We start from the raw sequence: 13,363 nt of genomic DNA on the forward strand, positions 1-13,363 counted from the left end.
GACTGTCGCGGCTCAGCGCAGCAGGGGCTGGTCGCGGTTGCGCACGACCCGGTACTCGGCCTCGACGACGCGCCCGTCGCGGGCCGGCGCGGCGGCGCCGCGCACCAGCAGCCGGCGCGCGAGACCGAACAGCAGCATCGCCGCGCCGACGAACAGCCCGGCGACCAGCAGCACCGCGAGCAGTGCGACGCCCACTAGACCCAGCGCCACCCGCAACAGCGGGTGCCGCGGCTTGCGCGGCGCGAACACCGCGCGGACGCCGGAGGCGTCGAAACGGGCATGGAGGTCGCGGAAGAAGGCGTTGGACATGGCGGTTGCAGCACTCGTGACACAATGGCCGGACGGCCGAGATCGCCAGTATCGGTCGACGGCTTCCGGGAGTTGTAATGCCTTCGTTAAATCCATGTGACGACGATACGCTGGTCGCGCTCGACGCGATCGACGACGGCGGCTTCGCCGAAGCCGAGGCGGTCGTCGACGGCGAGGCCGAATCGCTGGTGCTGCATCGCGACGGCGCCCAGGTGCGCGCGTGGCTCAACGTCTGTCCGCATGCCGGCCGCCGGCTCGACTGGGCGCCGGGCCGGTTCCTGCTCTCGAAGGATGGCCACCTGGTCTGCGCCGCGCACGGCGCGAGCTTCCGCACCGCCGACGGCATGTGCGTCGCCGGGCCCTGCAAGGGCGAGACGCTGCGCGCGGTCGCGGTGCGCCTCGTGGATGGGCGCGTGCGGCTGGCGCCGCGCGCCTAGCGGAACAGCAGGTTGACCATCAGCACGACGATCGCGGTGTACATCAGCGAGATCGGCAGGCCGATCCGCCACAGCTGGCGGGCCTTGTAGCCGGCCGGGCCGATGATCATCGACATCACCGGGTTGGACTGGGTGACGAAGTTGTTGGAGGCCGACAGCGCGACGATCAGCGCGAACGCGGTCGGGTTGCCGCCGGCGGCGAGCGCGAGGTTGATCGCCAGCGGCACGACGACGATCGTCGCGCCGACGTGGCTGATGACCAGCGAGAACGCGGTGGTCAGCAACGCGACCGCGATCTCCAGCAACCACACCGGCAGCCCGGTCGGCAGCTGTTCGATCGTGTGCCCGGCGACCCAGGCGGCCGCGCCGCTGGAGTCCATCGCCCAGCCCAGCGGGATCAGGCAGGCCATCAGGAACACCGTCTTCCAGTTGATCGCGCCGTAGGCCTCGTCCATCTTCAGCACGCCGAACACCAGCATGCCGGCGACCCCGGTCATCAGCGCCACCGAGGTCGGGATGCGCGAGGACAGCGCGATCAGCATCGTCACCGCGAAGATCGCCATCGCGATCTTGAACTTGTGCGGCCGCTGCTCGCCCTTGGGGTAGTCGGTGACGATCAGGAAGTCGAGCGACTTGGCGGTCTTGGCGAGATCCTGCCAGATGCTGTGCAGCACCAGCATGTCGCCGGCGCGCAGCGTCATCCTGCGCACGTTCTCGCGCAGCACGGTCTTGTCGCGGTTGATCGCCAGCAGGCGCACGCCGTACTTCTTGCCCAGGCTCAGTTCGGCGGCCGATTTGCCGATGAACTTCGACGTCGGCGGGATCACCGCCTCGGCGATGCCGGCGCGGCTGGGATTGAACAGGTCGCCGAAGTGCCGCAGCCGCGTGCTCATGCGCAGGAACTGGTTCTGCGCGAAGTCGGCGACCTGCTGCCGTGGGCCCATCGCGCCGAGCACGCTGCCCACCCAGATGCGCGAGTCGGCCGGCGGCGCCAGGCGCGACTCGTTCTCGGACTTGAGCGCCAGCAGCAGCGGCGCGTGGTGGATCGCCTCGGCCTCGGCGAACGTCATGCCCACCAGTGGGCTCTCGGCGGTGACCACGAGTTCGAAGACGTCGCCCTCGATGCCGTAGGCGCTGGCGAAGTAGCTCTGCGTACGCGCCGGCGTGACCGGGCCGTCGCCGCCGTCGCCGAGTTCGCGCAGCTGGCGGTTGCCGAAGAAGTGGAAGTAGGCGAGCCCCGCCGCCAGCAGCGCCAGGCCGATCGGCAGCGGCGCGAACATGTTCAGCGATTCGAGCGTCGCCGCGCCCGAGGGCAGGTTGGCATTGGCCGCGGTCAGCAGGTCGTTGAGCAGGATCAGCGGCGAGTTGCCGACCATCGTCAGCGCGCCGCCCATGACGATCGCCACGCACACCGGCAGCAGGATCTGCGCCAGCCGCAGGCCCGAGCGCGAGGCCAGCCGCGCGGCGACCGGCATGTACAGCGCCATCACCGACGGGTTCTGCATCACCGACGAGTTCAGCCCGGCGGTGGCGGCGGTCAGCAGCAGCAGCCGGTCCTCCATGCCCTTGGCGCGTCGCAGCAGCCAGCCGGCGAGGCGGTTGAGCGCGCCGGTGCGGTCCAGGCCCATGCCCAGGATCATCGTCGCGATGACGCTGATCACCGCGTTCGACGAGAAACCGTTGAAGACGTCCTCGGGCGCGACCAGCCCGGTCAGGCCCAGCATCACCAGCACTACCAGCGCGACGAGGTCCGCGCGCACGCGCTGGAACAGGAACAGCACCATCGTCAGGCCCACCAGGGCCAGGACGATCTTCATGTCGGTGGTGAGCGCGAGCCCGGTGTCCATCACGGTCGGGCCCGGGGATTGGGGATTCGGGATTGGGGCTCAGCGGCCGATCGCCGCGGCACGTGCAGCGTCCTCATGCCGACTGCATGTGGTGGTGGAAACGAGCGATCGAGTGCCTGTTCCAATCCCGAATCCCCAATCCCTAATCCCGGTCGTACACCAGATCCCAGACGCCGTGGCCCAGCTTCAGGCCGCGGCTCTCGAAGTGCGTCTGCGGCCGCCACGGAGGGCGGGGCTGGTAACCGCGCGGGCCGGCGCGGTTGCGCAGGCCGGGCGTGGCGTCGAGCACGTCCCACATCTGCTCGGCATAGTCCTGCCAGTCGGTCGCCAGGTGCAGGCGGCCGCCCGCGTGGAGCTTGCGCACCAGCAGCGCGGCGAATGCCGGCTGCACCAGCCGGCGCTTGTTGTGGCGCTTCTTGTGCCATGGGTCGGGGAAGTAGATCCGGATCTCGTCGAGCGCGCCGTCGGCGATCTCGTTGCCCAGCACCTCGACCGCGTCGTGGTGGTACACGCGCACGTGGTCGCTGCCGTCCTCGGCCAGGCCGTTGAGCACGCGGCCCACGCCCGGCGCATGCACTTCGATGCCGATGTGGTCGCGCGCGGGGTCCATGCGCGCCGAATGGCGCAGCGCCTCGCCGTTGCCGAAGCCGATCTCCAGGATCCGCGGCGCCTGCCGCCCGAACGTGGCGTCGAGGTCGCGCGGCGTGCCGGCGTAGTCGAGGCCGAAGCGCGGCCAGGCGTCGTCGAACGCGCGCTGCTGCGCCGGCGTGAAACGGCCCTGACGCAGCACGAAACTGCGCACCTCGCGCCGGCCCTCGGTCACCGTGAACGGCTTGGGCGGCGCCTTGGCGCCTTCGCTGGAGAACGGGTCGGTCATCGCGCGCGGGTCAGGCGACCAGGCCGTCGACCGGCGACGACGCGCTGGCGTAGCGCTTGCGCGGAATGCGCCCGGCCAGGAACGCCTCGCGACCGGCCTCGACGGCCTTGCGCATTGCCGAGGCCATCAGCACCGGGTCGCGCGCACCGGCGATCGCGGTGTTCATCAGCACGCCGTCGCAGCCCAGTTCCATCGCGATCGCCGCGTCCGATGCGGTGCCCACGCCGGCGTCGACGATGATCGGCACCTTCGCGTTCTCGACGATCTCCAGCAGGTTGTAGCGATTCTGGATGCCCAGACCCGAGCCGATCGGCGCGGCCAGCGGCATCACCGCCACGCAGCCGATCTCCTCCAGGCGCTTGGCCAGGATCGGGTCGTCGGAGGTGTAGACCATGACCTCGAAGCCATCGGCGACCAGTTGCTCGGCGGCCTTGAGCGTCTGCACCACGTCGGGGAACAGCGTGCGCTGGTCGCCGAGCACCTCGGGCTTGGTCAGGTTGTGGCCGTCGAGCAGTTCGCGTGCCAGGCGGCAGGTGCGCACGGCTTCTTCGGCGGTGTAGCAGCCAGCGGTGTTGGGCAGGATCGTGTAGCGGTCGGGCGGCAGTACGTCGAGCAGGTTGGGCTCGCCGGGGTTCTGGCCGATGTTGGTGCGGCGGATCGCGACGGTGACGATCTGGGCGCCGGCCGCCTCGGTCGCGAGGCGCGTCTGCTCGAGATCCTGGAACTTGCCGGTGCCGGTCAGCAGGCGGGAACGGTAGGTCTTGCCGGCGACGACGAGGCCGGCGTCGCGCGAGGGGGATGGGATGCTCATCCCTGGATTATCGCCCAAGCGGCGCGGGTGTGCCGGGCGCGTCGGCGGCGCATTCGCGTGCGGTTCGTGGGAGGCGGCGTTCGCCCCCGCATCCGATGCCGGATGGCATCGGATCAGCGCACCGACACGAAATGGGTGTTGGTGGCCGTCCCTGGCGGGGCGGTGCTGGCGCCGGGTCGTCCGGCCCGCACATCCGTGTGCGGGCGTTCGCGAATGCGTCCGAGCCGGATGGCTCGGACAAGCGCATTCGCTCACCCCCCGCCCAGTGCGTGGACGATCTCGACGCGGTCGCCGTCGGCCAGCGCGTGGGTGTCGTGCCGGCCGCGCGGGACGATCTCGCCGTTGATCTCCACCGCCACGCGGCGCCCGCCCAGCCCCTGGGCCTGCAGCAGCGCGGCGATCGTGCTGCCCGGATCGATGTCGGCGTCTTCGCCGTTGAGTCGGATGTTCATGCCGCGATTGTCCCCGTTCGCGCGCCGCGGCGCACGTCACTTGGCGGCGCCGGCATGCCGCAGTGCGGCGTGCCGTGGCGGACGCGCGGCGGGATCATCGCGGCAATGCGGTCCCGTACGGGGCCCGGTCGCCAACCCGCGGATAATCGCCGCCCTTTTCGAGGAGAGACCCCGTATGTCGTCCAGGCCGATCCGTGCCGCCCTCGCCGTTGCGCTCGCCGCCGCGGCCGTCCCCGTGCTCGCCGCCGACACGTTTTCCCGCACCGTGTTCTTCGGCGACAGCCTGAGCGATGCGGGTTACTTCCAGCCGGTCGTCGTGGGCGCGATCGGCCCGCAGGGCGCGATCCTCGGCCGCTTCACGACCAATCCCGGCCTGACCTGGGCCGAGCACGTCGCCGACCGCTACGGCACCGACGCCAGCGCCAACGGCAACGGCCAGACCGGCGACAACTACGCGGTCGGCGGCGCCCGTGTCGCGATCGACAGCGTCGGCGCGCTCGGCGCGACGCCGTCGCTGGCGACCCAGGTGCGCACGTACCTGGCGGCCAACGGCGGCCGCGCCGACGCCGACGCGCTGTACTCGGTCTGGGGCGGTGCCAACGACCTGTTCGCGGTGGCCGCCAACCCGGGACAGGCGCAGCAGATCGTCGGCGCGGCGGTGACCGCGCAGGTGGGGCTGGTCGGCGCGCTGCAGGGCGCGGGCGCGCGCTACGTGCTGGTCCCGGCGATCCCGGACATCGGCCTGACGCCGCAGTCGCGCGCCGGCGGCGCGGCGGCGATGGCCCAGGGCACCGCGCTGTCGGCCGCCTACAACGACGCGCTGTACGGCGGGCTGGCCTCGCAGGGCCTGCGGGTGATCCCGGTCGACACCTTTCACTTCCTGCAGGAGGTCGTCGCCGATCCGTCGCGCTACGGCTTCGCCAACGTCACCTCGGTCGCCTGCCGCACCCAGCCGGCACCGGCCGGCGACTCGTCGCTGTTCTGCAACCCGAACTCGCTGGTCGTCCCCGATGCGGCCGACACCTACCTGTTCGCCGACGGCGTGCACCCGGCCAGCCGCGCGCAGGCGCTGATCGCCGACCTCGCGGTCTCGATGATCGACGGTCCGCAGCAGATCGCGGTGCTGCCGCAATCGGCGGCGACCACCGGCCGCGCGCGCGCGGATCGCGTCGCGAACCGGATGAGCCTGGCCGCGGCGCCGGTCGAGGGACGCCGCTGGTGGGCCGACGTGCGCGCCGACACGCAGCGCTACGACCACGGGGACGCCTACGACGGCGTCGGCCCGGCGCTGACCGCGGGCCTGGACTGGACCTCGGGCGCGACCACCTTCGGCGGCTTCGTCGGCTACGGCCGGCAGGGCAACGACTGGGGCCTGCGCCGCGGCAGCTGGGACCAGGGCGAGGCGACCGTCGGCGGCTTCGCACACTGGCGCGCCGAGGCCGGCGGCTGGGTCAACCTGCAGCTGAGCTACAGCTGGCTGGACTTCGATACCGACCGCGCCGTGCAGATCGGCCCGGCCACGCGCGTGCACAGCGGCCAGGCCGACGGCAGCAACACGACCGCCGCGCTGTACGCGGGCTGGAACTTCGGCGACGGCCCGTTCGAGCATGGTCCGGTCGTCGCACTCGTGGGCCAGCGCATCGAGGTCGACGGTTTCGCCGAGAGCGATCCGGGCGTGTCGACGTCGCTGGCCTATCCCTCGCAGGACATCGACTCGCTGATCGGCAGCGCCGGCTGGCAGTTCGCCTACGCCGCGGACGGCGGCGTGCGTCCCTACGCCCGGCTGACCGTCGACCGCGAGTTCGAGGACGCGCCGACCCAGGCCTGGGCGCGCGCCCAGTCGCTGCCCGCGACGCTGGACTACGCGGTCCCGGCGCGCGGCTACGACCGCAGCTACGGCACCGCGACGCTGGGCACCCAGGCGCGGCTGTTCGGCCTGGACGCCAACGTCGGCGCAAGCCTGACCGTCGGCCAGAAGGCCGGCAGCCACGCCACGGTGTTCGCGACCCTCGGCGCGGGCTTCTGACCGCCGCGCACCCGGCGCGCCGCCGCCCGCGCGGCGGCGTTGCCAAGGCGCGCCGCGGCGGCATAGACTGAGCCCCTGCGCGGGTGTAGTTCAATGGTAGAACTGCAGCTTCCCAAGCTGCTAGCGTGGGTTCGATTCCCATCACCCGCTCCAGTTCCAGCGGCGGCGCCATCCTCGGGGATGGCGCCGCCGTTTTCGTTGCAGCTGTTCCCGTCGATCCTCGATGCGGCCCGTCGGCGCCGCGTGCTTGCCCGGTCATGCGATGAAGCTCGCGATCCTGTCCCGCAACACCAAGCTCTATTCCACGCGCCGGCTGGTCGAGGCCGCGCGCGCGCGGGCACACCGTGCGCGTGCTCGATCCGCTGCGCTGCTACATGCGCATCAGCAGCGAGGGCTTCTCGCTGCGCTACAAGGGCCGCTCGATCGAGGCCTTCGACGCGGTGATCCCGCGCTTCGGCACGTCGGTGGCGCGCTACGGCAACGCGGTGCTGCACCAGCTCGAGCTGATGGGCAGCTTCGCGCCCAATCCGTCGGCGGCGTTCGCGCGCGCCCGCGACAAGCTGCGCTGCCAGCAACTGCTCGCCGCCGAGGGCATCGGCTTGCCGGTCACGGTGTTCGGCGACAACCCCGACGACACCGACGACCTGCTGGCGATGCTCGGCCCGCCGCCGCACGTGATCAAGCTCAACGAGGGCATGCAGGGGGCCGGGGTGATGCTGACCGAGAAGCCGTCCGCCTCGCGCGGGGCGGTCGAGGCGCTGCGCGGGCTCTACGCCAACTTCCTGGTGCAGGAATACATCGCCGAGGCGCAGGGCGCGGACCTGCGCTGCTTCGTCGTCGGCGAGCGGGTGATCGGCGCGATGCAGCGCCAGGCGCCGGCGGGCGATTTCCGTTCCAACCTCCATCGCGGCGGCAGCGCAAGCGCGGTCGTCGCGACCGACGAGGAACAGGCGGTCGCGGTGCGCGCGGCGCAGGTGATCGGGCTGGGCATCGCCGGGGTCGACCTGATCCGGTCGAGCCGCGGCCCGCTGGTGCTGGAGGTCAACGCGTCGCCCGGCCTGGAGGGCATCGAGGCGGTCACCGGGCAGGACATCGCCGGCGGGATCGTCGAGCATCTGGCCGCCCGCGTCGGGGCCGGGCGCCCGAGGCGCACGCGGCGCACGGCGTCCAACGGAACCTGAACGTTTTTTTTCCGGATTTCGACGGCCGTGCCGTCTAGCCTGTACATCCGGAATGCGCTCGCGCTCTCTCTCCCCCGGCTTCGGCCGGGGCGCAGCGGATAACGGCAATCGGGGCAACACTCCTTTGACCCGGGCGGCCAACGTCCGGGTCTTTTTGTGTGTCGCGTCCCGGCATGGGCGGCGGCCCGGTTCGATGGCATGATCCGCGGGCGACCGGGAGGTCGCCTCGTAATCCGGATCACCAAGGAGTGGCGTATGAAGCGGTCGATAGGCGTCGGTCTTGCAGTGCTGTGTCTCGTCTCGCAGGCGGCCTGGGCCGGCGACGGTGTGGTCGACATCGAAAGCGGTGCCTTCGAACGACAGCGGGCCGCGGTACTGGCCGACATGGCGGGAGGCGAGGCGTATGCGGAGATCTCGCCCCGGGACCGGCAGACGGTGGTATCGCTGCTGGACCGGATGCAGGGCGTGATCGGCGATGCGTCGAGCGTGGAGGCGTTGCACGAGACGGAGCGCGTGCGGCTGTTCAACGACCAGGAGCAGGTGAACACGATCCTGACGCGTGCGAAGGCCGACAGCCGCCTGATCTGCCGCCGCGAGACGCCGATCGGATCACGGCGGCCGCAGACAAGCTGCATGACGGTCGCCGAGCGCCGTCGTGCGACCGAGACATCACAGGAACGACTCCGCGCCCGTGGTGTAATGAAACCGACGGAACCAAGGTAAAAAGAAGGCTCATCCATGCACATCCTCGTCATCGAAGACAACCAGGACATCGCCGCCAATCTCGGGGACTATCTCGAGGATCGCGGCCACACCGTCGACTTCGCCGCCGACGGCGTCACCGGCCTGCACCTGGCGGTGGTCCACGACTTCGATGCCATCGTGCTCGATCTCAACCTGCCGGGCATGGACGGCCTGGAGGTCTGCCGCAAGCTGCGCAACGACGCGCGCAAGCAGACGCCGGTGCTGATGCTGACCGCGCGCGACAGCCTCGACAACAAGCTGGCCGGCTTCGACTCGGGCGCCGACGACTACCTGGTCAAGCCGTTCGCGCTGCAGGAGGTCGAGGTCCGCCTCAACGCGCTCTCGCGTCGCGGCAAGGGCACGCACACCCGCGTGCTCGAGGTCGGCGAGCTCGAGTACAACCTCGATACGCTCGAGGTGCGCCGGCAGGGCAAGCTGCTGCAACTCAATCCGACCGCGCTCAAGATCCTGCAGTCACTGATGGAGGCCTCGCCTGCGGTGGTCACGCGCCAGGAGCTCGAGACCCGCGTCTGGGGCGAGGAACTGCCCGACTCGGACTCGCTGCGCGTGCACATCCACGGCCTGCGTGCGGTCGTCGACAAGCCGTTCGACCCGCCCTACATCCAGACCCGCCACGGCATCGGCTACCGGATCGCCGTGCCCGATGCCGGCAACTGACGCCGCTTCCGGCCGCTCGGCCAGGGTCCGCGAGCGCCGCTACCGGCGGCGCCTGCGCAGTCGCATCATCCTGTCGTTCGTGCTGCTCGGCCTCGGGCTCACGACGCTGTTCGCGTTCCTGACCCAGGAAGCGCGCGACCGCGTCGAGAACACGCTGGTCGAAGACCTGATGAACCGCAACATCGACGAGTACGCGCGGCGCTACTACGTCGACCCGATGCGCAACCCCGCGGTGCCGCTGGAACAGATCCGCGCGCGCGTCGTGCGCCGGGACCGGTTCGAGGAACTGCGGCACGAGCAGCCGGACTGGTACGAACTGGGCGACGGCATCCACAACCTCAGTGGCGTCGACGAGGACGGCACGCCCTTCATGTACAAGCTCGCGGTGCGCAAGACGCCCGACGAGTGGTTCTTCCTCGCCTACGACATGACCGAGACCGTGCGCGGCGCGACCCAGTTCCAGCGCGCGATCTTCGGCTCGGTGGTGATGGTCTCGCTGCTCTCGGCGCTGATCGGCTGGTGGTCGGCGGCGCGGGTGATGAGCCCGGTGTCGGAACTGGCCAACCGGCTCAGCCGTTCGGGCGACAGTTCCCGGCCGCAGGCGCTGGCGCCGCACTTCCCCGACGACGAGGTCGGCCAGCTGGCGAGCGCGCTGGACGACTACGCGTTCCGGTTGACCGAGGTGGTGCAGCGCGACCGCGAGTTCAACGCCGACGTCAGCCACGAGCTGCGCACGCCGCTGGCGGTGATCAAGGGGGCGGTGGAACTGCTGCTCTCGCGTCCCGACCTCGACGACAAGACCCGCACCCGGCTGCTGCGCATCCAGCGCGCCGAGCAGCAGTGCACCGACCTGATCAGCGCGCTGCTGCTGCTTTCGCGCGAGGAGCGCGGGCATGGCGCAACCGACATCGGCCGCGTGGTCGAACAGCTGTTCGACGCCCATCGCCCGCAGCTGGTCGGCAAGCCGCTGGTGCTGCGGCTGGAGGCCGAGCAGCGGCTGGTCGTCGATGCGCCCGAGGCCGCGGTCACCGTGGCGCTGGGCAACCTCGTCGGCAACGCGATCAAGTACACGCTGGAAGGCGAAGTGGTCGTGCGCGTGCGCGCGCATTCGGTCGAGGTCGCCGACAGCGGCCCCGGCCTGAGCGCCGAGGACGCGGCCCGGCTGTTCGAGCGCGGCTATCGCGGCACCCACGCCGAGCATTCGCAGGGCGGCGGCATCGGCCTGTCGATCGTGCGCCGCCTGTGCGACCTCTACGGTTGGCAGGTGCGCGTGGTCCCCGGCGCGACGCGCGGCGTGGTCGCGACCCTGTCGTTCGGGCGCACGTAGCGCGGGCCCGCTCGTGTAGGAGCGCGCTCGCGCGCGAAGGTGTTCCCGGGAAAGCCTCTTCGCGCGCAAGCGCGCTCCTACGGGGCTCAGCGAGCGTCGGCGTCGAGCGGTTCGAGCCAGCCGTGCGGGTCGGCGGTGCGGCCGTCGAACAGCCCGAAGAACAGGTCCTGGATGCGGCGGGTCACGTCGCCGGCGCGGCCGCTGCCGACCTGGCGGCCGTCGACCGAGCGGATCGGCGTGATCTCGGCGGCGGTGCCGCACATGAACAGCTCGTCGCACAGGTAGAGGTACTCGCGCGGCAGGTCGCGCTCGATCACCTCGATGCCGTTGGCGCGGGCCAGGGTGATGATGGTGTGGCGGGTGATGCCATTGAGCAGCGCGGCGCTGACCGGCGTGGTGTGCAGCGCGCCGTCGAACACCAGGAACAGGTTCTCGCCCGCGCCCTCGCTCAACAGACCGGTCGAGGCCAGCGCGATGCCCTCGCCGAAGCCCAGCCGGCGCGCCTCGCGCGCGACCAGTTGCCCGGACAGGTAGTTGCCGCCGGCCTTGGCACCGGCCGGAATCGTGTTGGGCGCGAAGCGCTGCCAGCTCGACACGCAGGCATCGATGCCGGCCTCGAGCACGTCGTCGCCGAGGTAGGCGCCCATCTGCCAGGTCGCGACCGCGACGTCGACCGGCGTGTCGGCCGACAGCCCGAAGCCGCCCAGGCCGCGGTAGGCCACCGGGCGCAGGTACGCGGAGCGGAAGCCGTTGCGGCGCACGACTTCGCGGCACGCGGCGTTGAGCGTGTCCAGGTCGTAGGGGATCTCGATCTCGTGGATCCGCGCCGAGGCGTACAGCCGCTGATTGTGCTCGGTCAGCCGGAAGATCGCCGGGCCGTTGGGCGTGTCGTAGCAGCGGATGCCCTCGAACACCGAGGAGCCGTAGTGCAGCGCATGCGACATCACGTGGGTCGTGGCCTCGGCCCAGGGCTTGATCGTGCCGTTCTGCCAGATCCATTCGGGGTAGTGCATGGCGCGCTCTTGGCTGGGATGGGCTGCCATTCTGCCGGATCGGCGGCCGCGTGCGGCATGGGGGCGGGGCGCCGATGCCGCCGCGGCATGCGGCCGCTAGAGGCGGACCCACCAGCAGTCGAAGTGCCGGTGCAGCGAGAACACCGTCTGCGATGCGCCGGTGCCGCCGGGACCGGTCTGGATCACGCGCAGCGACGAGGGCGGCTGCACGCGCGCGGCGGCGGGCAGTTCGCGCGCACTGCTCCAGCCGGCGAAGCCGCCGGGCCCCTCGGTCGCGACGGACGCGGCCGGGCGCTGCGCGACGATGTCGACCAGCGGCCGCTGCGCAATCGCGTCGAGCCGGTCGAGCGCGCGGTAGCCGCCGGCGTTGTCGAGCCCGCGCCAGTGGTACAGCGAGGCCAGGCGATTGGTGTCGCGGCTGTCGATCGCGTGGCTCATCTCCTGGATCAGGCCGCGCAGGTGGCGCTGGCAGCCGCCGCGGTAGGCGTTGGCCGCCGTCGGCCGGGCGCCGCGCTGCGGACCGGCGGTCGCGCCGACGGCGCTGCAGGCCCGGTCGGTGTAGACGGTGCCGCCGTCGGGGGCGACGCAGCGCCGGATCTGTGCCTGCGCCGCGGGTGCCGTCGCCGTGCCTGCGGCGGCCAGCAGCGGGAGCAGCATCATGAGCGCGCGCCGGGACATCGACGCAGCCTAGCGCCTGGCCTGGGCCGGCGACAGTGAAGGGCTCAGCCCAGGCGGGCGAGGATCGTCTGGGTCGGTTTGGCCAGGTTGAGGGTGTAGAAATGCAGCCCCGGCGCGCCGCCGGCGATCAGCCGCTCGCACAGCCGGGTGACGATGTCGGCGCCGAGCGCGCGGATCGCCGCGGCGTCGTCGCCGTGCGCGGCCATGCTGCGTTGCATCCAGCGCGGGATCTCCGCGCCGCAGGCCTCGGAGAAGCGGCGCAGCTGGGTGAAGTTGGAGATCGGCATGATGCCGGGCACGATCGGCACCTCGACGCCCGCGCGCCGCGCGCTGTCGACGAAATGGAAGTACGCGTCGGCGTTGTAGAAGTACTGCGTGATCGCCGCATCCGCGCCGGCGTCGACCTTGGCCTTGAAATGCTGCAGGTCCTTGCGCGCGTCTTCGGCCTGGGGGTGGATCTCCGGGTAGCAGCCGACCTCGATGCGGAAGCGGTCGCCGAACTCGCTGCGGATGAACGCGACCAGGTCCGAAGCGTGGCGCAGGTCGCCGGGCTGGCCCATGCCCGAGGGCAGGTCGCCGCGCAGCGCGACGATGCGCGTGCAGCCGATCGCGCGATAGAGCTTGAGCAGCTCGCGGATCTCCTCGCGGCTGCCACCCACGCACGACAGGTGCGGCGCGGCCTCCATGCCGTGGTGCTGGCGCAGCCGGCGCACCGTCTCGGGGGTGTGGCTGAGCGTCGAGCCACCGGCCCCGAACGTGCACGAGGCGTACTCGGGCGCGTGCGTCGCCAGCTTCCGCGCGGTGCGGTCGAGCTGCGCGCGCTGCTCGTCGGTCTTGGGCGGGTAGAACTCGAAGCTGATCGGGATCATGGCGGCGGCGCTCGGCTGTCGCGGGATAATATCTCTTTATCGCGATGGATGCGTGTAGATGGCGGTGTGGGGCGATGCGTCCCGCTGGGTTGCGCGCATCCGCATCGCTACCAT

13 protein-coding genes, 1 tRNA gene and 1 pseudogene are annotated in these 13,363 nt (G+C 71.2%); 7 read left to right on the forward strand and 8 right to left on the reverse strand.

Annotation, left to right across the window (positions count from 1 at the left end):
- Positions 1–12 precede the first annotated feature (12 nt).
- Positions 13–309, reverse strand: a complete 297-nt coding sequence (locus tag WQ56_RS07025) for a hypothetical protein (RefSeq protein WP_047136388.1) — start codon at positions 307–309, stop codon at positions 13–15.
- Between the two features lie 77 nt (positions 310–386).
- On the opposite strand from WQ56_RS07025, the gene WQ56_RS07030 reads away from it, so the two are divergent.
- The gene (locus tag WQ56_RS07030; protein ID WP_047136389.1) at positions 387–746 is read left to right on the forward strand and encodes a Rieske (2Fe-2S) protein; all 360 of its coding nucleotides are present in this window, start codon (positions 387–389) and stop codon (positions 744–746) included.
- Here the strand turns inward: WQ56_RS07030 and WQ56_RS07035 are convergent.
- From WQ56_RS07035 to thiS, 4 genes are all read right to left on the reverse strand, one after another.
- Positions 743–2,593: an SLC13 family permease gene (locus tag WQ56_RS07035; RefSeq protein WP_047136390.1), complete on the reverse strand. Its 1,851-nt coding sequence runs from the start codon at positions 2,591–2,593 to the stop codon at positions 743–745. The two genes, WQ56_RS07030 and WQ56_RS07035, sit on opposite strands and share 4 nt — an antisense overlap.
- A 142-nt stretch (positions 2,594–2,735) precedes the next feature.
- A complete protein-coding gene (trmB, locus tag WQ56_RS07040; RefSeq protein ID WP_047136391.1) occupies positions 2,736–3,470 on the reverse strand; it encodes a tRNA (guanosine(46)-N7)-methyltransferase TrmB in 735 nt (244 codons plus the stop codon).
- 10 nt (positions 3,471–3,480) lie between these two features.
- Positions 3,481–4,281, reverse strand: a complete 801-nt coding sequence (locus tag WQ56_RS07045) for a thiazole synthase (RefSeq protein WP_047136392.1) — start codon at positions 4,279–4,281, stop codon at positions 3,481–3,483.
- 251 nt (positions 4,282–4,532) lie between these two features.
- Positions 4,533–4,733 carry a sulfur carrier protein ThiS gene (thiS, locus tag WQ56_RS07050; RefSeq protein ID WP_047136393.1) on the reverse strand — a complete coding sequence of 67 codons (201 nt, stop codon included), beginning with the start codon at positions 4,731–4,733 and terminating at the stop codon, positions 4,533–4,535.
- A 175-nt stretch (positions 4,734–4,908) separates the two neighbouring features.
- On the opposite strand from thiS, the gene WQ56_RS07055 reads away from it, so the two are divergent.
- The 6 genes and pseudogenes from WQ56_RS07055 (at position 4,909) to WQ56_RS07080 (ending at position 10,689) form a co-directional block, all read left to right on the forward strand.
- A complete protein-coding gene (locus tag WQ56_RS07055; protein ID WP_047136394.1) occupies positions 4,909–6,759 on the forward strand; it encodes an autotransporter domain-containing esterase in 1,851 nt (616 codons plus the stop codon).
- Between the two features lie 79 nt (positions 6,760–6,838).
- A tRNA-Gly gene (locus WQ56_RS07060) sits at positions 6,839–6,912 on the forward strand.
- A 109-nt stretch (positions 6,913–7,021) separates the two neighbouring features.
- A pseudogene (rimK, locus tag WQ56_RS07065) lies at positions 7,022–7,940 on the forward strand (30S ribosomal protein S6--L-glutamate ligase).
- A 255-nt stretch (positions 7,941–8,195) separates the two neighbouring features.
- The gene (locus tag WQ56_RS07070) at positions 8,196–8,663 is read left to right on the forward strand and encodes a hypothetical protein (RefSeq protein WP_047136395.1); all 468 of its coding nucleotides are present in this window, start codon (positions 8,196–8,198) and stop codon (positions 8,661–8,663) included.
- Between the two features lie 15 nt (positions 8,664–8,678).
- On the forward strand, positions 8,679–9,362 hold the full coding sequence (locus WQ56_RS07075) for a response regulator transcription factor (RefSeq protein ID WP_047136396.1): 684 nt from the start codon (positions 8,679–8,681) through the stop codon (positions 9,360–9,362).
- Positions 9,349–10,689, forward strand: a complete 1,341-nt coding sequence (locus WQ56_RS07080; protein ID WP_047136397.1) for a HAMP domain-containing sensor histidine kinase — start codon at positions 9,349–9,351, stop codon at positions 10,687–10,689. The genes WQ56_RS07075 and WQ56_RS07080 overlap by 14 nt, the downstream gene beginning before the upstream one ends.
- Before the next feature lie 86 nt (positions 10,690–10,775).
- On the opposite strand, the gene WQ56_RS07085 is transcribed toward WQ56_RS07080, so the two are convergent.
- From WQ56_RS07085 to metF, 3 genes are all read right to left on the reverse strand, one after another.
- The gene (locus WQ56_RS07085) at positions 10,776–11,702 is read right to left on the reverse strand and encodes a branched-chain amino acid transaminase (protein ID WP_082132248.1); all 927 of its coding nucleotides are present in this window, start codon (positions 11,700–11,702) and stop codon (positions 10,776–10,778) included.
- Between the two features lie 96 nt (positions 11,703–11,798).
- The gene (locus WQ56_RS07090; protein WP_047136399.1) at positions 11,799–12,362 is read right to left on the reverse strand and encodes a DUF4124 domain-containing protein; all 564 of its coding nucleotides are present in this window, start codon (positions 12,360–12,362) and stop codon (positions 11,799–11,801) included.
- A 62-nt stretch (positions 12,363–12,424) separates the two neighbouring features.
- Complete coding sequence (gene metF / locus WQ56_RS07095) at positions 12,425–13,249, reverse strand: methylenetetrahydrofolate reductase [NAD(P)H] (RefSeq protein WP_047136400.1); 825 nt, start codon at positions 13,247–13,249, stop codon at positions 12,425–12,427.
- Positions 13,250–13,363 lie beyond the last annotated feature (114 nt).

Origin of the sequence: Luteimonas sp. FCS-9 (assembly GCF_001014645.1) — a bacterium.
In the GTDB taxonomy this organism is placed as follows: domain Bacteria; phylum Pseudomonadota; class Gammaproteobacteria; order Xanthomonadales; family Xanthomonadaceae; genus Luteimonas.